Source organism: Bradyrhizobium xenonodulans, from assembly GCF_027594865.1.
GTDB lineage: Bacteria > Pseudomonadota > Alphaproteobacteria > Rhizobiales > Xanthobacteraceae > Bradyrhizobium > Bradyrhizobium xenonodulans.
In genome coordinates, this window is record NZ_CP089391.1 from 5205687 (window position 1) to 5222611 (window position 16925).

The window sequence follows — 16925 nt, forward strand, 5'->3', positions numbered from 1 at the left end:
TGAAGAAGAAGCTTGGCTTGATCTTGCTTCCGATTGGGCAAGTCTGGCGGCCGCCTTTGAAGTGGAGGATGGCCCCTCAAAGCCGAATGGAGGACAGTAGAGGCCGCCTCAGTTGGCGGCCTCTTTCATTTCTCAACGAACTGCGAAATGTCCTCGTCGTCCTGATCGGCTAGAATTTCTTTATCGATTGCAAGCTTCTGAATGAGGCGCTCAATTTCCTTCACGCCAATCTTGCCAGTGACGATCAAGCGAAAGCTTGCGTCCTTAGGCAACGTGGCCTGTTTTGAAAATTGCCGTGGCTCATTTCGGCCAGTACCCAAATTTGAGTACCGTCCGTATTTGACCCCTAGTGGCCTAAATTGAATTTGGCAGTGCCCTGTTTGGGACTAGGCCGCCCGATATTGGCACGAACTGCACATCACACGGGTTCCACTTCCGCTATCATGGCCTCACAGAGCCCGTGGGGAGGCCTCGATGCAAAACGAGCGCTTGTACATCGCTGCGGTAGTTGCATTTGGAACGCTACCTGTCCTGCTGACAGCCATTGCCGTCCTCATGCAGTAAGGCCGCCTCAGTTGGCGGCCTCTTTCATAGATCCAGTTCGAGTTTGTTGACCGAAGATGCGCTTGACGTGGCCCTCGTACTCGGGGCGATCACGCGTTGGATTTTGAGGGTGGCCTGATTGAATTGTGTCCACTCTGGAACCGACAGCCGCGCATCTGCGTACTTAGATCAAATCCCAGTAAGCCCCACGGATTAGGACCCGTTTTTGGAGGTTGCGATGAGTGAGCGGCGTCGGTTCAAACAAACAGACATTCTCGAGGTCCGTCTAGCCGAAGAAGCGGCTCGCCTACGTGAGAAAGCCAAATCACTTCCACCTGGAGCGGCTCGCGAGGAGATGCTGCGAAAGGCCCGAGAGGCAGAAACCGGCTCGCACATGAGCGAGTGGCTGCGGTCCCCCGGTCTACAGCCGCCGAAGTAAAGTAAGGCCGCCTCAGTTGGCGGCCTCTTTGATTTTCCCCGATCCACCGCATTTGGTGCACGGGCGAAACTCGATCTTTTCACCGAGCCGAACCGGCTTCATGCCGGCGTCCTGGCCCGTGCCGTCACATTCCGGGCAGTTGCGTTCGACGTCCTTCGGTTCTGTCATGTGTGCCTCCCGCTATCCCAAAGTTACTTAAACGTGCATTCTCGGGCAATGCTTCTTATCCAGACGGGCCGGGCAAAACGGGTTCGCAAATATTCGATCACCCTAGCGATCATCCTTTCGCTATCGGGAGCGTTTGCGGCTTTGCTGACACTGCATTGGTATGTCCTGCCGCCACGGAAGTAGGCGCTGTCCCGTGTCCAGATTCAGAGACGAGCGAGCTCGTCATGCCTCCTCTTCCACTGAACATGACGCGCATCAAAGACTCGGGCGCCCATCGCCGTCATAATTCCGCAATCGTTCGGCACTGAACCTTCCGTGATCGTCGGCTTTGTCTGGGTTGGGATCGCCATAGTGGGGACCTCTGTCATGACGGAAAATACGCACCAGGATGCTCTCAGGCGCAATCCCCTGCTCGAGGCGGCGCAGGAGGAGATGGTGAAATTCGAGCGGAAGGAAAACGAGTTCCGCAAGAAGGACCGCGCGGAGCGCGCCGCCGAGCTCCACCTCCCCTTGGGCGAGATCAAGGTTCATTAGGCCCGCGAGGGCCAGGCCTTCGGATCTGACCGCGGTCGCGCCGGCGCCAGGCTGACGGCCCGGGGACGCGTCACAGAGGGGTGGCCGCCAGGATGCGCCTTCGGAGGCCGGTCAGAAGCAGTAAAGGTATCCAAATACCGCAAGTAACCCATTGATCGCGCAGCGAAATCGCCAGGCCACCTACTGTGCATGGGGTTGTTTTCGACTTTTTTGTTTGGGACGCGCCCGCGGGTGTCCATCCTGGATGGCCGGCCCCCGTCCCCTCCCACCGCGCTACATCAGCACCAGCAGCGCGATGCCGATCACAAGCACGACGAAGCCAGCCGCCGTCGCGGCGGCGAATGACCGCTCTACGTTATCCATGATGCCACCCCGTTCCCGGCGCGCCACGTTTCCCCCATGGCTTCGCCGAACGAGACGGAATCTCGCTCGCGGGTGTGGCTCCAGTGGTGCGATCGGATGGCCAAATTGGGACGGGTGCGGGGTCAGTCTGCGGCCTCGAACGATGCCGATTTCGACGCCGCTGTCAGGCGCGCGTAAGCGTGGTCGCCTAGTCTCGTCACGCCCGGTGGACCAACACCGGGCCTCCATACCAGTCGAGGACCCCGCTCCCCCCGAGCGGGGTTTTCTGTTCGCGCCGACGCGCGCCGGAGGCCGGATCTGGCGCCGGTGTCAGGCTGACGTAAGCTCAACCGGCTAGGCTCGTTCGGCTAATGGTGTTGCAGCCCAGCACCTCAGCCTCCAATAACCTTCCACCCGCTTGGCTCTCCCCAAGCGGGTTTTTTCATGCCGGCCGTCCGGCTCACGAGGCCCGCTCCTCCCGCGTCAGCCGCAGCGAGAAGGCGCGGATCGCGGGCGCAGCGAGCAGCACGAGCGGCAGCATCGCGGCCCAGGCGATCAGCCACGACACCATCCAGTGCTCCAGGAAGACCATCGCGCTGATGGCGGGAAAGCTGGCGATGCCCGCGGCGATCAGCGAGGTCAGACCGGACTGGATGACACCGAAGACGAAATGAGAGTAGCGGCGGGGAATGCCGAGCATGAGGCGCCCATGTATGTTGACATGCTTGTTGACTGTCATGGGGCCAAGCAAGGCACATGCCGCAGCCCAGGCTTCGATCGCATCGCCGGTCTGGAATCAGTGCCGCGAGCTGGACAGCTGCGCGGGCTGTGTCGCTCCCGTGCACTCGGACCGCCACGACAGCCCCTCGAACCGCCAGAACGTGACCACACTGGTCTCGCCGCACCCTTCGCAACTGAGCTTCTCGTCACCGAGCATGAAACGCCCGCGCCTGAATGCCGGCAAGGATGCGGGACGCCGGCAATGAGGGCAGACCAGCGAGAAATTCCGTGCACCCCAGCGCAGCGCAAGATGTCTCAGCCAGTTCACGCCTTCCCCTTCGTGACATCGCGTTTGAACCGTCGTTCGCGAGCAGAGCATAGTTACGTGACACGCAAAAGTGGAAAAACGTCGAACGTACCCCGTACGCTTGGAAGGCCACGAGCGCGACAAGCCCAGACGCCGGAACGGAACCGGGAACCCGGAACAGCGATATTCGACGCATCATCCTTCCCGTGGTTCTCCGACCATGAACAGAGTTCCTCGGCGCGAACGGTCCCCGCCGTGACCGGTTGAATTGTTCCGCGTTGCCCAGATTCCGTGCACGTCTTTCGGAAGTTCTTTTCGTTTGTTTCGGACCGCGCGCGTTCTTGGGATTCCCGTGAACTCTCCAAGTCTTACCGGCAAATTTTACTTGTCGCGGGAATATGATGACGGCCAACATGTTCAGATGTCATGGACGTGAATCGTGGAGGGTGACCATGAATCACAGGGGCGTCGAGTTCAGCGTTGCCAAGACGGCGATTCCGGGAATCTGGCAGTGGCAGTTCCGCATCGGCGAGGAGACCAAGACCGGCAAGACCGAGACGAAGATCGATCTGCTCGCAATCCGGCGGGTGCAGCTTCGCATCGATCGGGAGTTGAAGGCGATCGGGCGCAAAACGGCTTGAACAGGACGGCTTGAACCAGGCGGCCGCAGCCCTGCAGGGAACCGCGACGCGCCCCGCGCAGTGCCGTCCGTAGCGGCCCGGAATTGATCTGTTCACGGTTTGGGATTGGACTGCGCGCGCCTATGGCCCGGCAGGCGGGACCATCACGCGCGACCGGTGCCAGCCATGCCGCTCTACTTCTTTCGAATCCGGAACGGGCGCTATTCCGGCTGTGCGGACCAGGCGACGGAATTTGCCGATCGCAATGCGGCCTGGAGAGAGATGACCAGCGTCTGCGCCGACATGGCCGCCGGCATCGCCCGCAAGCTCCACGAAAATTCCGAATGGCACATGGAGTTGCTGGACGAGACCAAGGAGCCCGTGTTCCGGATCCGCATCGTCGCGGAAACCTTCGAATAGGAAACCGCTTCGCACTTTGCGCTAACGCGGCCCTTCGGGTCCGGATCATGCTCTAGTCGGCGCTGGGCAGCCGCCGCATGGTGAATTCGATGTCGCCGCCGGGCAGCTCGCGCCAGGTCTCGACCACGCTCATATAGCCGGCCTTGGGGTAACGGGCGAAGAACGCCTCGGCCCTCGCCCGCGCCGCCGCGCGCGGCAGCGTGAATGTCTCGCGCAGATAGCCGTCGCCGCCGCTTTCGCCCGGCTTGCCGCCCATCTTGCGCCGGCGTGCCATCCGCTCGGCGAGATCCCGCGGACGCTCGGCCATGCCGTTCCTCCTCAACGCGATACGCTCTGGAAGATGTAGGGAGCAGGCCGGCCGGAGAGGAGTCCCGGCCGGAGGCGTCAACCGCCCCCGATCCGGCACAAGATCAGTTGGCGGTCGTGCCCGACTTCTTCTTGGGCGCACTGGTTGCGGCCGAGGCCTTCGGCGCAGCCGCCTGCTTCGGCGGATCGGAACGCATGCCACCCCAGGGATCGTTGGACGCCTTGGAGTCCGGAATCTTCTTCAGCGTTTCCTTGTAGGCCTTGTCACGCTCGACTTCCGCGGCCCTCTCCTCCGGGGACTTGCTTGGGGCGTCCTGCATCAAATTGATATTGGGCATTTGCGCATAGGCCGGTCCCGCCGCGACGGCCAGCAGCACCGCCGCCATACGGAAAAGCTTCATCACTCACTCCTTGATCATCCAGACAGGTGCGGATCAACCGCGCCCTGTCATTCCTGTCAACGGCCCACCGGGACCGAATGGCGCGCTAGAGCCGGTCCGATCTGCACGATTTCGGCGAATGCAGCCAGTCGTCCCAGATCGGGCCGCACCTGGTACAGCCGCTCAGCGCGAGGCCGACCGCCACCAGCGAAAACACGAGGACACACCGACGCAACATCGCCCACCCCATCCCAAGCGAGCTATCATATCGGGCGAAGTCGGGCATTTTCAAGCCGGCGGGCCGGTGCAAGACCGGGTGACTTTGCCGGGCCGATGCGCGCAGAATGGCTGAAATATCCGGCAACACGGGAGGAACCGACAGCAATGCCATCGCAGCCAGAGGCCGAGTTCGGCATCACTGATGCAAGACGCATACTCGGCGAGGTCTTCGCGCCCTGGGTCCTGGATCTCAACCTCTCCGTCGAGCGCATCGAGCACGTGCCGCCAGCGGATGTGCCGGACTGGCAGCCCGGCGCGCTCTTGCGCATGCCATTCGCCGAGCGGCTGTGCCGCAACGGCGGCGTGGTGTGCGGACAGGCGCTGATGGCGCTTGCCGACACCGCGATGGTGATCGCCAACCTCGCCGCCAATCGCGGCTATCGTCCGATGACGACGGTCGACCAGACCACGCATTTCATGCGTGCGGTCTCCTCGTCGGACGTGCTCGCCGACGCCCGCGTGGTGCGGCTCGGACGCACCATGAGTTTCGGCCGCGTCACATTGCTCTCGGCCGCCGACAACAAGCCGGTGGCGATGGTGTCGAGCGCGTTCGCGATGCTGCCGGGCTGAGCGGCACCCCAAAAGAAGAGAGCCGTGTGAGCGCAAGGCGCACCGCGGCTCTCCATCACGTTCGCATTGAAGCGGGAGACTGAAGCGCGATCGCATCCGCGCTTCAGTCGGCACGTTTCAAGAATTATTTGCCAAGAATCTCGTCAGCCGCGGTGACGACGCTGACGGTCGGATTCTTTCCGCAATAGGCGCCGAACTTCTTGGCGTTATCGATGAACACCTCGGTGTCGATGATCGCGTTGTCCTCGTCGCCCTTGTACCAGCCGTCCATCCAGGTCAGCACGACCGCGATGTTGTCCTCGCCGCTCTCGAGAAACTGCTTGCAGGTCATGGTCGAGAGGTCCCACTTGACGGCGTGGGCGGGCATCGATGTCAGCGAGAGCGCTGCGGCGAACAAGAGCGAAAGCGTGGTCTTCATCGGAATCTCCATCGGCGCTAACGCCATAAAGAAAAGGCTTGTGAGAAAAGTCGGCGGGAAGTGACTCACCGCTCCAACGTCGTAAACGAAGTCCGAAGCGCTATGCAAGTAGTGCCAGTATTGAGTTTAGCGCGATGCGAACGGCCGTTCGCATCGCATCCACAACACGATTATGATTGCGTGACACGACGACGTCGTCGCCAGCGCAGGCTCGCGATCGCAAGCGCAACGATCGCGATTACGATCGCTGAGGATGCCGCAAAAAATCGTCCGCCGGGACGATCGATGGTGCGAGACCATAGCGATGGCCCTTCGCCCGGCCGCGCCAGGCGAAACGCAACGACGCTGTCGCCGATCGACGTTGGACCGTCGGAATGGCCGCCAGCGCCAATCGCGACATATTGCTCGCCCTTCCAGAGATACGTCATGGGATTGGCGACGCCGGGCACCGGCAGCCTGCCCTGCCACAGCTCGCGCCCGCTTCGCGCGTCGAAGGCGCGCAAGTAGGCATCCATCGCGCCGGTAAAAACCAGACCTCCGGCAGTGACCGCGAGCCCGTTGACGAGCGGGGTGCCCCAGGGAAGAGGCAGGCCCAAAGGGGCGAGATCCTCGGTCGTGCCGACGGTCGAACGCCAGAGAATCCTTCCGTTCCTGAGATCGACCGCCACCATCTCACCCCAGGGAGGTTTGACGCATATCATTCCGAGTGGCGACGTCATCACTCCACGCAACATCGCGAACGGCGCGCCCTTCTGCTGGCCGAAATCATGACCGGGCGGCGGATCGAATCCGGCCGCCTCCGCGCGCGGGATCAGCTTGATGAGATGAACGGCGCGGCTGGTGTTGGCGTAGAGGATCTGGTTGGCGGGATCGAAGGCCGCGCTGCCCCAGCTGACCCCACCGCCGGTGAAGGGAAACTCCAGCGTGCCTTGGGTCGAGGGCGGCGTGAACAGCCCCTCGTTACGTGCCGCCGCGAACTGTCTTTCGCAGGACGAGCGGCCCAAGCCGGGCAGCAGCGAGAGCGCATCCTCAGTCGAGATCTTTTGCGACGTCAGCGCCGGCACATGCGTCGGGAACGGCTGTGTCGGCGACAGCATTTCACTCTCCGCGCCGCCCTGCGGCACCGCGCGCTCCTCGACCGGCCACACCGGTTTGCCGGTCTCGCGATCGAGCACGAAGACAAAACCCTGCTTGGTCGGCTGGATCACGACGTCGCGCTGACCTTCGCCGGTGTCGATCCGCGTCAGCGTCGGCTGCGCCGGCAGATCGTAGTCCCAGACGTCGTGATGCACGGTCTGGAATGCCCATACGAGCTCGCCGGTCTCGATGCGCAGCGCGACCACCGAATTGGCATGCTCGTTATTGCCCGGCCGTTTGCCGCCCCAGAAGTCCGGCGACGGCGAGGACGTCGGCAGGAACACCAGCCCACGCGCGGCGTCGACCGACATCGGCGCCCAGACATTGGCGTGACCGGCTTCGATGCCGTCGCGCTTGAGCGGCTCGAAGGTCCAGCGCGGCTGCCCCGTGCGCGCATCGAACGCGCGCACGACGCCGCTCGGTGCGTCGACGCGGCGGTTGTCGCCGATCGCGGAGCCGACCACGACGACACCGCGGCCGATCGCCGGCGGCGAGGTGATCTGGAATTCGCCGGGCCAGTCCAGCTTCATGCCGATATCGGGCCTGACCTCGCCGCCATGGCCGAAACCGGCACAGGGAATTCCCGTCTTCGCATCGAGCGCGATCAGGTGGACATCGTTCGTGCCCATGAAGATGCGCGATCGACAGGCGGCATTCGCAGGCGCCTCGTCGTCGATCCAATAGGTGACGCCGCGGCAGACGTAGCGGTTGGCGGGCCGCTGGTTGACCGCGATCTTCGGGTCGTAGCGCCATTTCTGCGCGCCCGTGCCGGGGTCGAGCGCAATCACCTCGTTGAAGGGTGAGCAGAAGATCAGGCTGTCCTCGACGAACAGCGGCGTCGCCTGGAATTTGGTTCGCCGCATCACCTCGGGCGGGCGCGCCGCGAGATCGCCGGTGTGGAATTCAAAGGCCCGGACCAGATTGCCGACATTGTCGGGCGTGATCTCGCGCAATGGCGAGAAGCGCGAGCCGCCGGCATCGCCGCCCCAGCTCTCCCAGGCGGTGCATGGCCGCGACAAAAGCAAGAGAAGCGCCAGGAGAGCGGCCGAATGATACGGGCGGGTCACCAGCGCCCACCCCGCTTATTTCGACTTCTTGGCAGGCTCGGCCGGCCGAGCCCCGCTCCACGGGTCGTACTTCTCCTTGGGTTCGGGAATGCGCTCGAGCGCGGCCTTGTAGGCCTTGTCGTCGACCTTGGGCTTGTTGTCCGCCTTCTGGCCGCCTTCATTCGGCTGGCCCCTGCCGCGCCCCTGCGCCTCGGCCGAAGCAGCCGTCAACGTCAGCACTGCGGCCGCTATGACCAAAATCCTCATTGGTGCAATCCCCCTCGCCTGGGGTACAAATTAGCCCGCCTTCCCCTAATAGCAAATGCCGCGGGTTCCAAGGTATTCGGTAAAACTTGGCTTCCGTAAACTTGGCTTCAGCAAATCTTGATCGGCGGGGGCTTCGCCAGATCGCATTCCTGCCTATCTGTTGGCCCGCAGGGGACCTTCACGGATGTTGCGGATTGTTGCTCATGCGGCGCTGATGGCCGGTGCCCTCGCGCTGGCTTCTTGCGGCTTTGCCGATAGCCGCGCGCCGGTGCCCGAATTCATGCGGCTGAAGGAAGCCGAGCAGCCGGCGCCCGAGCCAGCGCCCGACGTCAAACGCGTGGTGCGCGAGCAGATCAACGTGGTGTTCCTGAACACGTCCTATCCGCGCGAGGTGCACGTCGCCCCGCCCCATCGCGAGGTGCGGGGACCGGGCTGGACCGCCTGCGTCCGCGCACAGCTCACCTCCGCCACCGGCTCCGCGCTCGGCACCCAGATCTACATCGTGACGATCAACGGGGGAAAAGTGGTCGATCGCCGCCGCGCGGAGGCGGACGACATCTGCGGATCGGAGACTTACGAGCCGATCTAGGAACAATCACGCGATCCTAGGAACAATCACGCGATCCGGTTCCGGGAAAAACCTGTCAATTGACCGGAACGATCGCCGCCTCGCATTCTTGTTACCGCCGAGGGCAGTTTCGGAGGAGGACACGATGAGAACATTCACGATTGCACTGCTGGCTGGCGTCGGGGCCCTCGCTGCGGCGAGCGGCGCGAAAGCCGCCGACGTCTACACGACCAGCGAATACACCAGCCCAGATCTCATTCAGGAAGTCCGGCTCGTCTGCGACGACGCCGGTAATTGCTATCGCACCCGTGGCGGCTCACGCGTGATCGTGCGCGATTCCTACGCCACCATGCCGCGCGACCGCTATTACGAGCGGCGCACCTATCGCGACTGGGACGATGGCCCGCGTGCCGGCGTCGGCATTCGCGCGCCCGGCGTCAGCGTTGGCGTCGGCGTTGGCGATCACTGGTAGACCATGACGGCGGGACCGGTCGAGACGAATCGCCCGGTCCCGTTGACGTGCTTGAACGGGATTGCCGACGTCAGGCGGCAACCGTCTGCTGCTGAAATTGCTCATAGGCTGCGATCGCATCGGCGGCGTACATCAGTGACGGCCCGCCTCCCATGTAGACGGCCATGCCGAGCGTCTCCTCGACCTCCTCGCGCGTCGCTCCCAGCTTGACGAGCGCTTCGGTGTGAAAACCGATGCAGCCGTCGCAATGCGCGGCGACGCCAAGGGCCAGCGCCATCAGCTCCTTGGTCTTCTTGTCGAGCGCGCCCTCGCGCGTGGCGGCCTGGGCAAGCGCGGCAAATCCCTTCATGGTGTCGGGAATGTCGCCCCGCAGCTTGCGCATGTTGGCGGAGATGTTTCTGGTGATGTCGACGTAGTTCTTGTCCATGACTTACTCTCTGCGGTGACTTCAGGTTTCGAGCGGATCGGCTGGCGCGACGATTCGCCTTAGCGACGGCAAACGAGCGACGAAGCGTGCGAGCACCATGCCGGCGCACATCGCAGCGACGAAGATGACGGCGGACGCCGAGCCGAATCCGAGCGCAGTCAGCGCCGGGCCCGGACAGAAGCCCGCCAGTCCCCAGCCAACGCCGAAGATCGCCGGACCCGCGACGATCCTGGAATCGATGTCCCTTCGTGAGGGAAGATAAAATCGCTCGGCGAAAAACGGTCGCGCCCGCCTCAGGACACGATTGAAGCCGGTGAAAGTCACGGCCACCGCACCGGCCATCACGAAGGCAAGGCTCGCATCCCACGTTCCTGCGGGAATGCCGCCAACATCGAGGAAATTCAGAACCTTCGCCGGGTTCGACATGCCGGAGACGATGAGGCCGAGACCGAAGATCAGGCCGATCACGAATTGAACCGGGATTGCCATTGCCGTCAGCCCCAGTGCCGCATCACGAAGACCGTCGCCATGCCGGCCGCCATAAAGGTGATGGTCGCGACCAGCGAACGCGCCGAGAGCCGCGACAGGCCGCAGACGCCGTGCCCGGAGGTGCAACCGCTGCCCCACACCGAACCGAAGCCGGTGAGCAGTCCGCCGACGATCAAGATGGCCGGCCCCGCCTCAATCGTCTGCGCGGGCAGGCTTCCGGTGCCGAGCCGAACCAGCACGGGCGCGGCAAGCAGACCGACAACGAAGGCGAGCCGGCCGGCGAATTCGCGGTCCTCATAGGGCGGAAACAGCCGCGCCGCGATGCCGCTGACGCCGGCGATCCGTCCGGTCGCCCACATCAGCAGAACGGCCGACAGGCCGATCAGCGCGCCGCCGACGAGGGAGGCAATCGGCGTAAATGATGTCGAACCCATCAGAACCTCCGGATTTAGAACACTCTCGGCGGCAACGTTATTTAGTTGTTTCTTATTTTCGAATGTACTAATATATTGATCGATCATGAAGCGCAAGCCCCGGAATCAGGAATTGCTCGCCCTAGAGGAGAAGGCCGAAGAGGCCTGCCGCCTCCTCGCGGCCATGGGCAATCCCAAGCGGCTCCTGGTTCTCTGCAACATGCTGGACGGCGAAAAATCCGTCGGCGAACTCGCCGACATCGCGGGGCTGTCGTCGGCCGCACTATCGCAACATCTCGGAAAGATGCGCGCATTGAGCCTGGTCAAACCCAGGCGGGACGGCCAGACGATATACTACAGCATCGCGAGCCCTGAGGTCCGCGCGGTGCTGGAGACTTTGTACCGCCTCTTCTGCGCACCGGAATAGGGCTGCTGGCGCAAACCCGGGGAGCGCAGCATGACCGACGACACCTTCATCGAGGGACCTCTCTACGAGAAGCGAAGGAAGGTCTATCCGCAGTCGGTCCACGGCCCTTTCCGCCGCATCAAGTGGGCGATCCTCGGCGTCACGCTCGGGACTTATTACCTGCTGCCGTTCGCGCGCTGGAATCGCGGGCCCGGCTTGCCAGATCAAGCCGTGTTGATCGACCTGCCGCATCGCCGCTTCTACTTCTTCTTCATCGAGCTGTGGCCGCAGGAGGTCTACTATTTCACCGGCCTGCTGATCATCGCGGCCATGACGCTGTTCCTGATGAACGCGGTCGCGGGCCGTCTGTGGTGCGGCTACATGTGTCCGCAGACGGTGTGGACCGACCTGTTCTATGCCGTCGAGCGCTGGGTCGAGGGCGATCGGCGCGAGCGCATGCAGGGCGACAAGCGCTACTGGACCTTCGATCACATCCGAAAGGTCGCGCTGAAACACTTTCTCTGGGTCATGATCGCCTGGTGGACCGGCGGCGCCTGGGTGCTGTATTTCGCCGACGCGCCGACGCTGGTGAAGGAGCTCGCCACCTTCCAGGCCCCTGCCATCGCCTATCTCTGGATCGGAATCCTGACCGCAACGACTTATCTCTTCGCCGGTCACGCCCGCGAGCAAGTCTGCATCTACATGTGCCCGTGGCCGCGCATTCAGGCGGCGCTGACGGACGAATGGGCGCTCAACGTCACCTACCGCCGCGACCGCGGCGAGCCGCGCATGTCGGTCAAGAAGGCGCAGGTCGCACGAGCGCACGCTGATCTCGCCGGCGATTGCGTCGATTGCCACCAGTGCATCAACGTCTGTCCAACCGGCGTGGATATCCGCCATGGAATCCAGCTCGGCTGCATCCAGTGCGGCTTGTGCATCGACGCCTGCGACAACGTCATGCGCGAGATCGGCCGGCCCGCCGGCCTGATCGGCTACGACACCGACGTCAACATGGAGCGGCGACGGGAAGGCAAGGCGCCGATCTACCGCATCATCCGTCCACGCACGCTGATCTATACCGCGGCCATCGCCATCGTCGGCGGCATCATGCTCTATGCGCTCGCCACACGCGCAACGATGGACGTCAATGTACTGCACGAGCGCAATCCCCTCTTCGTTCAGCTCTCGGATGGCGGCGTGCGCAATGATTACACCGTCCGCATCCTCAACAAGGGCGCGCAGCGATCCTTTACGCTCGACGTCTCCGGCCTGCCAGGCGCAACCATTCGCGTGGCCGGCATCGAGGCCGGTCCCAGCGGCAAGCCGGTCGTCGAGGTCGGGCAGGATCAGACCCGCGAGGTCAGACTGTCGGTGCAGGTTGGCCTTGCCGACCTGCCGAAGACCTCGCGCGACATCGACATTGGCATCGCCGACACCGCCGGCGGCGGACGCGCAAACGCCCGCGACCATTTCGTGCCGGGTGACCGATAGGACTTGCAGAGCATCCGGCGGCTTGCCCCCGCATGCTCAACGAGACGTTAACAATACCACTCGAATTGAAGCGGCGTCCCAACGGTATTTTCCAATGTTTGCGCTAAGCATGACCTCCTGAACGGGGAACGACGGGACGTGGTCGACATCGCGCGCCAGGCTGCGATCAATCCGGCATCGGCAAGGCACGCCGCGGCAACGCACGCGCTCGTCCCGCTCAATTCCATCGAACCCGGCCAATGGCGCGCGCTCGCCCAGCGCGCGATCGAGCCGAACGGCTATTACCTGCCGGGCTGGGAGCTTGCCGTCAGCGCCACCGCGCGCGGCCGCACCTCAGCCTCGGCGCTGCCTGCATGCGACGGATCCTCGGCCCGGCTGATCGGGCTGATGCCGGTGATCTCGCTCTGGCGCGCCTGGAAGATCCCCCTGCCCGCACTGGTGAGCGCGCATCCCTACGGCACACTGTGCAGCCCGCTGATCGACCGCGACGCCCCGATCGAGGCGGCGACGCGTCTGTTGCGGCAGGCGCGCGAGGCCGGAGCGCATGCGCTGGTGCTGACCGACGTCGCGCTCGACGGTGCGGCAATGAATTCGCTCAAGCAGGCTCTCGATCGCGACGGCCTGAAGCCGCGTATCCTCTCCTCCTACATCCGCGCCGGCTTGGATGCGACGCAGGATGGTGAGACGCTGCTCCACGATGCGCTCGGCGCCAAAAAGCTCAAGGAGCTGCGCCGCCAGCGCCATCGTCTCGAAGAGCATGGTCCTGTGGCGTTCGACGTCGCGCGCAAGCCAGACGAGATCAGGCCTGCGCTCGAAACATTCCTGCAACTCGAAGCCAGTGGCTGGAAGGGCAAGCGCGGCACCGCGCTGATCCAGCATGCAGGCGATGCGACCTTCATCCGCCGTGCCGTGCCTGCGCTCGCCGAGACCGCGCAATGCGAGATCATCACCATGCGCGCCGGCACGACGCCGGTGGCCGCCGGCATCGTGCTGCGTCACCAGGATCGCGCCTTCTTTTTCAAGCTCGGTATCGACGAACGCTTCGCAAAATATTCGCCGGGCGTGCAGCTCACGCTCGACCTCACCCGTCACCTGTGCGCTGATCCCACCATTGCGAGTGCGGATTCCACGGCGAGCGCCGACCACCCCATGATCAACCCGATCTGGCGAGGACGCTTTGCGATCGGCGACGTGCTGATCCCGCTGCGTCGGAACGACCCAATTGTAGCGCTTATTCACGGAGCGCTAACCGGCCTCAACGCCGCGCACGATGCGGCGCGACGCGTGGTGCACTTGATCAGGAAGTGACGAACTACAAATCCGAGTCAGACAGCTCAGCTATTTTGATCAGATGACGGAGCAATCCGGCCTTCAGAGGCTTGTTGCCGTGAATGGGGACCGATAACCGGACGATGCTACCGGGCTTACCATAGATGTGATGGCTGCCGCTGACCCGAAGTAAACTCCAACCGTGGCGCTCGACGATTCGTGCGAACTCCCGACCGGAGATTGACTTCACGCCGGCAATTCCAAAATCCGCTCAACGCCACCCGGCTCGGGTGGTGCAACTTCGACGGATAGACAGCCCTCGATCGCATCCCGGAGGTTGGCCATCAGCTCATCCATGGTATCGCCTTCGGTGGCACAACCAGGAAGCGCTGGAACCTCGGCCCAATAGCCTCCCTCTTCAGCCTCGTGCACAACGATTTTGATCTTCATGACAACCTCGCACTTCGGATAGTCGCCCAAGCTGCCGACATATTCAACCTCAAGAGGCTACTCCGCCGCCTGCGCGTTGATCTCCGCCGACACCTGGCGGATGGCGCGCGCGAGCATGTTCGGATCCTGCGCGCCGGAGACGGCGTATTTCTGCGCGAACACGTAGGTCGGCACGCCGGAAATGCCCTTCTCGGCGGCCTCCTGCGCGTCTGCGGAGACGCGCGCGACGTCCTCGTCGGTGGCGAGGCGCTTGCGGACGTCGTCGGCATCGAGGCCGACATCGGCCGCGGCCTGCACCAGCACGTTGACATCGGTGAGGTCGCCGCCGTCGCGGAAATACAGCTCCATCAGGCGCTGCTTCATCTCCGGCGCCTTGCCGATCGCCTCGGCCCAGAGGATCAGGCGGTGGCAGTCTGTGGTGTTGGGCTGACGCGCCACCAGCTCGGGCTTGTAGATGAGGCCCTCCTCGCCCGCGGCCGCAACGACGCGGCCGGCGATATTCTTATAGGCCTCCACCGAGCCGAACTTGGTGGTGAGATAGTCCTCGCGGCTGATGCCATCGCGCGGCACCCAGGGATTGAGGAAGAAGGGGCGGAAATTCAGCTTGACCGGCACGTCGGGAACGAGCGCCAGTGCGCTCTCGATCCGGTGCTTGCCGATATAGCACCAGGGGCATACCACATCGGAGACGACGTCGATCTGGAGCGGTTTCAGCGTGCTCATGAGCGCCTCCTTCGGGCGATGGGGTTTGATCCAAGATAAGCCGAACCCGCCCCGAGGCAAGAGCACCAGATGAGCGCGCTAGCTCATGGCTGCTGCCATCTGCCTGAGCCGCTCGGCGGTGCGCTCGTCCGCCGGGAAGAACGTCTCCAGCGCCAGCTCCGACAAGGTGATGTCGACGGGCGTGCCGAACACCATGGTGGTGGAGAAGAAACTTAGTATCTCCCCCTGATGGCGCAGCTTGAAGGGAATCGCGACATTGTCGCTCGACAGCGGCGCCGCGCGCGCCGGAATCGGATAGCCCTTGAGGTCGTTGTAGAGCTTGATCAGCTCAGGATCGGCCGTGGCCTCGCATTGCCGGTGCAAGCGCTCCAGCAGATGCCCGCACCACTCCGCGAGATTGACCGTGCGCGGCGCCAGCGCCTCGGGATGGAAGGCGAGCCGCAGCACGTTGAAGGGCTGGCCGAGCAGCCGCGGCGGGATGCCGTCGAGCAGCGGCGCCACCATGCGGTTGGCGGAGACCAGGTTCCAATGCCGGTCATAGGCCAGCGCCGGATTGGGCTCGTGCGCCTTGAGGACGAGGTCGATCGCCTGGCGGGCTGATTTCAAGGCGGGATCCTCCAGCGGGCGCTGCGGAAAGGCCGGAGCAAAGCCGGCCGCGACCAGCAGCACGTTGCGTTCGCGCAAGGGCACGTCGAGACGCTCGGCGAGCCGGAGCACCATGTCGCGCGAGGGCGCGGCGCGGCCGGTCTCGACGAAGCTTAAGTGCCGCGCGGAGATTTCGGCCTCGCCCGCGAGATCGAGCTGGCTCATGCGGCGGCGCTGCCGCCATTCGCGCAAATGATCGCCGATATGGACCGGCTGGCTGCGCTCAGTGTGTGCCGTGGATGCATGTGCGTTCATGGTCGAAAACCTAGCATGCGAAATTCGGTGCTTCCATTACCCGCGAGGTAATCGAATTGGGCCGCAGCCCGGCGCATCTTCGGTCGCAACAGGAGATGACCATGATCGCGCTGCTGCTCTACCGGACCATTGCAGACCACCTTGCCCCCTGGGCCGTGACGCTCACGACCCGGATGCTCGCGCGCAGCCTCAACATGCCGGAGCCGCTGGTGCATTCGACCGGCGACTATGTCGTCGCGCGGGTCGCAGCCTTCGAGCATGGCGTCGGCAGAAGCCTCTGCCCGTTCCGCCTCGCCCGCCTGCTTCGCGCCTGGTGGCGCGGATTGCACTGAATTCTCCCCAGCCCACCCCAACCATGGAGACCTCAGATGATCGACGCATCCACCTTCCTCCGCCGCGCCCTGCTGGCCGACGCGATCTTCAGCGGCGCCGCCGCCCTAGGCTTCACCTTCGGTGCCAGCGCGTTCGCAACGCTGTTCAACCTGCCTGAAGCGCTGCTGCGCGAGACCGGCCTGTTCCTGATCGCCTACACCGCGCTGGTCGGCTGGCTCGCCTCGCGCGCGTCAGTGGCAAAGCCGCTAGTGCTGCTGGTCGTGGTCGGCAATGCAGCCTGGACGGTCGGCAGCATCGCACTGCTGCTCTCGGGCGCGGTGTCGCCGAACCTTGCCGGCGAGCTCATGGTCGTCGCGCAGGCGATTGCGACAGGCGTGTTTGCCGAGCTGCAATATGTGGGATTGCGGAGGAGCGGGAGTGCGGTGGCGGCGTGAGGCCACATCACTCGCTGTCGTCGCCCGGCCTTGTGCGCAATTGCGCACTGGACC

The 16925-nt window shown here is 63.8% G+C and carries 27 protein-coding genes; 12 read left to right on the top strand and 15 right to left on the bottom strand.

Annotated elements, in window-relative coordinates; translation table 11 throughout:
• Positions 1–125: 125 nt before the first annotated feature.
• Positions 126–248, bottom strand: coding sequence for a hypothetical protein (locus tag I3J27_RS24850; RefSeq protein WP_270161299.1), 123 nt, complete (start codon positions 246–248; stop codon positions 126–128).
• Positions 249–781: 533 nt separating this feature from the next.
• Between I3J27_RS24850 and I3J27_RS24855 the strand changes: the two genes are divergently transcribed.
• Positions 782–982, top strand: a complete 201-nt coding sequence (locus I3J27_RS24855; protein ID WP_270161301.1) for a hypothetical protein — start codon at positions 782–784, stop codon at positions 980–982.
• Between the two features lie 12 nt (positions 983–994).
• Here the strand turns inward: I3J27_RS24855 and I3J27_RS24860 are convergent, their stop codons facing one another.
• Positions 995–1150 carry a hypothetical protein gene (locus I3J27_RS24860; RefSeq protein ID WP_270161303.1) on the bottom strand — a complete coding sequence of 52 codons (156 nt, stop codon included), beginning with the start codon at positions 1148–1150 and terminating at the stop codon, positions 995–997.
• A 366-nt stretch (positions 1151–1516) separates the two neighbouring features.
• On the opposite strand from I3J27_RS24860, the gene I3J27_RS24865 reads away from it, so the two are divergent.
• Complete coding sequence (locus I3J27_RS24865) at positions 1517–1684, top strand: hypothetical protein (RefSeq protein WP_270161306.1); 168 nt, start codon at positions 1517–1519, stop codon at positions 1682–1684.
• A gap of 802 nt (positions 1685–2486) precedes the next feature.
• Here the strand turns inward: I3J27_RS24865 and I3J27_RS24870 are convergent.
• Complete coding sequence (locus tag I3J27_RS24870) at positions 2487–2726, bottom strand: DUF2798 domain-containing protein (protein ID WP_270161311.1); 240 nt, start codon at positions 2724–2726, stop codon at positions 2487–2489.
• A gap of 779 nt (positions 2727–3505) precedes the next feature.
• Between I3J27_RS24870 and I3J27_RS24875 the strand changes: the two genes are divergently transcribed.
• On the top strand, positions 3506–3694 hold the full coding sequence (locus tag I3J27_RS24875; protein ID WP_270161314.1) for a hypothetical protein: 189 nt from the start codon (positions 3506–3508) through the stop codon (positions 3692–3694).
• A 165-nt stretch (positions 3695–3859) separates the two neighbouring features.
• Positions 3860–4093 carry a DUF6894 family protein gene (locus I3J27_RS24880; RefSeq protein ID WP_270161316.1) on the top strand — a complete coding sequence of 78 codons (234 nt, stop codon included), beginning with the start codon at positions 3860–3862 and terminating at the stop codon, positions 4091–4093.
• Between the two features lie 52 nt (positions 4094–4145).
• Here I3J27_RS24880 and I3J27_RS24885 read toward each other — a convergent pair whose 3' ends face one another.
• Together I3J27_RS24885 and I3J27_RS24890 are read right to left on the bottom strand one after the other, a co-directional pair.
• Complete coding sequence (locus I3J27_RS24885; protein WP_270161326.1) at positions 4146–4400, bottom strand: hypothetical protein; 255 nt, start codon at positions 4398–4400, stop codon at positions 4146–4148.
• A 103-nt stretch (positions 4401–4503) separates the two neighbouring features.
• Entirely contained in the window at positions 4504–4800 is a 297-nt protein-coding gene (locus I3J27_RS24890) for a hypothetical protein (RefSeq protein ID WP_270161330.1), read from the bottom strand.
• A 363-nt stretch (positions 4801–5163) separates the two neighbouring features.
• On the opposite strand from I3J27_RS24890, the gene I3J27_RS24895 reads away from it, so the two are divergent.
• On the top strand, positions 5164–5628 hold the full coding sequence (locus I3J27_RS24895) for a PaaI family thioesterase (RefSeq protein ID WP_270161333.1): 465 nt from the start codon (positions 5164–5166) through the stop codon (positions 5626–5628).
• Positions 5629–5752: 124 nt separating this feature from the next.
• On the opposite strand, the gene I3J27_RS24900 is transcribed toward I3J27_RS24895, so the two are convergent.
• The 3 genes from I3J27_RS24900 to I3J27_RS24910 form a co-directional block, all read right to left on the bottom strand.
• Positions 5753–6046 carry an HdeA family protein gene (locus tag I3J27_RS24900; RefSeq protein ID WP_270161335.1) on the bottom strand — a complete coding sequence of 98 codons (294 nt, stop codon included), beginning with the start codon at positions 6044–6046 and terminating at the stop codon, positions 5753–5755.
• 170 nt (positions 6047–6216) lie between these two features.
• Complete coding sequence (locus tag I3J27_RS24905) at positions 6217–8250, bottom strand: pyrroloquinoline quinone-dependent dehydrogenase (protein WP_270161337.1); 2034 nt, start codon at positions 8248–8250, stop codon at positions 6217–6219.
• Between the two features lie 15 nt (positions 8251–8265).
• A complete protein-coding gene (locus I3J27_RS24910) occupies positions 8266–8496 on the bottom strand; it encodes a hypothetical protein (RefSeq protein WP_270161340.1) in 231 nt (76 codons plus the stop codon).
• A 184-nt stretch (positions 8497–8680) separates the two neighbouring features.
• Between I3J27_RS24910 and I3J27_RS24915 the strand changes: the two genes are divergently transcribed.
• Positions 8681–9085 (top strand): hypothetical protein, encoded by a 405-nt coding sequence (locus I3J27_RS24915; RefSeq protein WP_270161343.1) that lies wholly within the window; start codon positions 8681–8683, stop codon positions 9083–9085.
• 124 nt (positions 9086–9209) lie between these two features.
• Entirely contained in the window at positions 9210–9536 is a 327-nt protein-coding gene (locus I3J27_RS24920) for a hypothetical protein (RefSeq protein WP_270161345.1), read from the top strand.
• A gap of 70 nt (positions 9537–9606) precedes the next feature.
• On the opposite strand, the gene I3J27_RS24925 is transcribed toward I3J27_RS24920, so the two are convergent.
• The 3 genes from I3J27_RS24925 to I3J27_RS24935 are packed head-to-tail and all read right to left on the bottom strand — an operon-like array spanning position 9607 to position 10886.
• A complete protein-coding gene (locus I3J27_RS24925) occupies positions 9607–9963 on the bottom strand; it encodes a carboxymuconolactone decarboxylase family protein (RefSeq protein ID WP_270161348.1) in 357 nt (118 codons plus the stop codon).
• Between the two features lie 21 nt (positions 9964–9984).
• Complete coding sequence (locus tag I3J27_RS24930) at positions 9985–10452, bottom strand: DUF6691 family protein (RefSeq protein WP_270161352.1); 468 nt, start codon at positions 10450–10452, stop codon at positions 9985–9987.
• A 5-nt stretch (positions 10453–10457) separates the two neighbouring features.
• Positions 10458–10886: a YeeE/YedE family protein gene (locus tag I3J27_RS24935; protein ID WP_270161359.1), complete on the bottom strand. Its 429-nt coding sequence runs from the start codon at positions 10884–10886 to the stop codon at positions 10458–10460.
• 85 nt (positions 10887–10971) lie between these two features.
• On the opposite strand from I3J27_RS24935, the gene I3J27_RS24940 reads away from it, so the two are divergent.
• The 3 genes from I3J27_RS24940 (at position 10972) to I3J27_RS24950 (ending at position 14070) form a co-directional block, all read left to right on the top strand.
• Complete coding sequence (locus tag I3J27_RS24940; RefSeq protein WP_270161363.1) at positions 10972–11292, top strand: ArsR/SmtB family transcription factor; 321 nt, start codon at positions 10972–10974, stop codon at positions 11290–11292.
• Positions 11293–11322: 30 nt separating this feature from the next.
• Positions 11323–12762, top strand: a complete 1440-nt coding sequence (gene ccoG / locus I3J27_RS24945) for a cytochrome c oxidase accessory protein CcoG (protein WP_270161369.1) — start codon at positions 11323–11325, stop codon at positions 12760–12762.
• 138 nt (positions 12763–12900) lie between these two features.
• Positions 12901–14070, top strand: coding sequence for a GNAT family N-acetyltransferase (locus I3J27_RS24950; RefSeq protein ID WP_270161374.1), 1170 nt, complete (start codon positions 12901–12903; stop codon positions 14068–14070).
• 4 nt (positions 14071–14074) lie between these two features.
• On the opposite strand, the gene I3J27_RS24955 is transcribed toward I3J27_RS24950, so the two are convergent.
• From I3J27_RS24955 to I3J27_RS24970, 4 genes are all read right to left on the bottom strand, one after another.
• Positions 14075–14281, bottom strand: a complete 207-nt coding sequence (locus I3J27_RS24955) for a type II toxin-antitoxin system HicA family toxin (protein ID WP_270161376.1) — start codon at positions 14279–14281, stop codon at positions 14075–14077.
• Positions 14278–14481 (bottom strand): type II toxin-antitoxin system HicB family antitoxin, encoded by a 204-nt coding sequence (locus tag I3J27_RS24960; protein WP_270161378.1) that lies wholly within the window; start codon positions 14479–14481, stop codon positions 14278–14280. Before I3J27_RS24960 ends, I3J27_RS24955 begins: the two co-directional genes overlap by 4 nt.
• Before the next feature lie 57 nt (positions 14482–14538).
• Positions 14539–15204 (bottom strand): DsbA family oxidoreductase, encoded by a 666-nt coding sequence (locus tag I3J27_RS24965; protein WP_270161379.1) that lies wholly within the window; start codon positions 15202–15204, stop codon positions 14539–14541.
• A gap of 78 nt (positions 15205–15282) precedes the next feature.
• A complete protein-coding gene (locus tag I3J27_RS24970; RefSeq protein ID WP_270161380.1) occupies positions 15283–16104 on the bottom strand; it encodes a helix-turn-helix domain-containing protein in 822 nt (273 codons plus the stop codon).
• Between the two features lie 101 nt (positions 16105–16205).
• Between I3J27_RS24970 and I3J27_RS24975 the strand changes: the two genes are divergently transcribed.
• Both I3J27_RS24975 and I3J27_RS24980 read left to right on the top strand, forming a co-directional pair.
• Entirely contained in the window at positions 16206–16436 is a 231-nt protein-coding gene (locus tag I3J27_RS24975) for a hypothetical protein (RefSeq protein ID WP_270161382.1), read from the top strand.
• Between the two features lie 36 nt (positions 16437–16472).
• Positions 16473–16871 carry a hypothetical protein gene (locus tag I3J27_RS24980; protein ID WP_270161383.1) on the top strand — a complete coding sequence of 133 codons (399 nt, stop codon included), beginning with the start codon at positions 16473–16475 and terminating at the stop codon, positions 16869–16871.
• Positions 16872–16925 lie beyond the last annotated feature (54 nt).

What these genes read in the sequence shown, in the direction of transcription:
- I3J27_RS24855 (WP_270161301.1), top strand. Translation starts at nt 782, where the DNA reads ATGAGTGAGCGGCGTCGGTTCAAACAAACAGACATTCTCGAGGTCCGT.
- I3J27_RS24860 (WP_270161303.1), bottom strand. Translation starts at nt 1,150, where the DNA reads ATGACAGAACCGAAGGACGTCGAACGCAACTGCCCGGAATGTGACGGC.
- I3J27_RS24865 (WP_270161306.1), top strand. Translation starts at nt 1,517, where the DNA reads ATGACGGAAAATACGCACCAGGATGCTCTCAGGCGCAATCCCCTGCTC.
- I3J27_RS24870 (WP_270161311.1), bottom strand. Translation starts at nt 2,726, where the DNA reads ATGCTCGGCATTCCCCGCCGCTACTCTCATTTCGTCTTCGGTGTCATC.
- I3J27_RS24875 (WP_270161314.1), top strand. Translation starts at nt 3,506, where the DNA reads ATGAATCACAGGGGCGTCGAGTTCAGCGTTGCCAAGACGGCGATTCCG.
- I3J27_RS24880 (WP_270161316.1), top strand. Translation starts at nt 3,860, where the DNA reads ATGCCGCTCTACTTCTTTCGAATCCGGAACGGGCGCTATTCCGGCTGT.
- I3J27_RS24885 (WP_270161326.1), bottom strand. Translation starts at nt 4,400, where the DNA reads ATGGCCGAGCGTCCGCGGGATCTCGCCGAGCGGATGGCACGCCGGCGC.
- I3J27_RS24890 (WP_270161330.1), bottom strand. Translation starts at nt 4,800, where the DNA reads ATGAAGCTTTTCCGTATGGCGGCGGTGCTGCTGGCCGTCGCGGCGGGA.
- I3J27_RS24895 (WP_270161333.1), top strand. Translation starts at nt 5,164, where the DNA reads ATGCCATCGCAGCCAGAGGCCGAGTTCGGCATCACTGATGCAAGACGC.
- I3J27_RS24900 (WP_270161335.1), bottom strand. Translation starts at nt 6,046, where the DNA reads ATGAAGACCACGCTTTCGCTCTTGTTCGCCGCAGCGCTCTCGCTGACA.
- I3J27_RS24910 (WP_270161340.1), bottom strand. Translation starts at nt 8,496, where the DNA reads ATGAGGATTTTGGTCATAGCGGCCGCAGTGCTGACGTTGACGGCTGCT.
- I3J27_RS24915 (WP_270161343.1), top strand. Translation starts at nt 8,681, where the DNA reads ATGTTGCGGATTGTTGCTCATGCGGCGCTGATGGCCGGTGCCCTCGCG.
- I3J27_RS24920 (WP_270161345.1), top strand. Translation starts at nt 9,210, where the DNA reads ATGAGAACATTCACGATTGCACTGCTGGCTGGCGTCGGGGCCCTCGCT.
- I3J27_RS24925 (WP_270161348.1), bottom strand. Translation starts at nt 9,963, where the DNA reads ATGGACAAGAACTACGTCGACATCACCAGAAACATCTCCGCCAACATG.
- I3J27_RS24930 (WP_270161352.1), bottom strand. Translation starts at nt 10,452, where the DNA reads ATGGCAATCCCGGTTCAATTCGTGATCGGCCTGATCTTCGGTCTCGGC.
- I3J27_RS24935 (WP_270161359.1), bottom strand. Translation starts at nt 10,886, where the DNA reads ATGGGTTCGACATCATTTACGCCGATTGCCTCCCTCGTCGGCGGCGCG.
- I3J27_RS24940 (WP_270161363.1), top strand. Translation starts at nt 10,972, where the DNA reads ATGAAGCGCAAGCCCCGGAATCAGGAATTGCTCGCCCTAGAGGAGAAG.
- ccoG (WP_270161369.1), top strand. Translation starts at nt 11,323, where the DNA reads ATGACCGACGACACCTTCATCGAGGGACCTCTCTACGAGAAGCGAAGG.
- I3J27_RS24960 (WP_270161378.1), bottom strand. Translation starts at nt 14,481, where the DNA reads ATGAAGATCAAAATCGTTGTGCACGAGGCTGAAGAGGGAGGCTATTGG.
- I3J27_RS24965 (WP_270161379.1), bottom strand. Translation starts at nt 15,204, where the DNA reads ATGAGCACGCTGAAACCGCTCCAGATCGACGTCGTCTCCGATGTGGTA.
- I3J27_RS24970 (WP_270161380.1), bottom strand. Translation starts at nt 16,104, where the DNA reads ATGAACGCACATGCATCCACGGCACACACTGAGCGCAGCCAGCCGGTC.
- I3J27_RS24975 (WP_270161382.1), top strand. Translation starts at nt 16,206, where the DNA reads ATGATCGCGCTGCTGCTCTACCGGACCATTGCAGACCACCTTGCCCCC.
- I3J27_RS24980 (WP_270161383.1), top strand. Translation starts at nt 16,473, where the DNA reads ATGATCGACGCATCCACCTTCCTCCGCCGCGCCCTGCTGGCCGACGCG.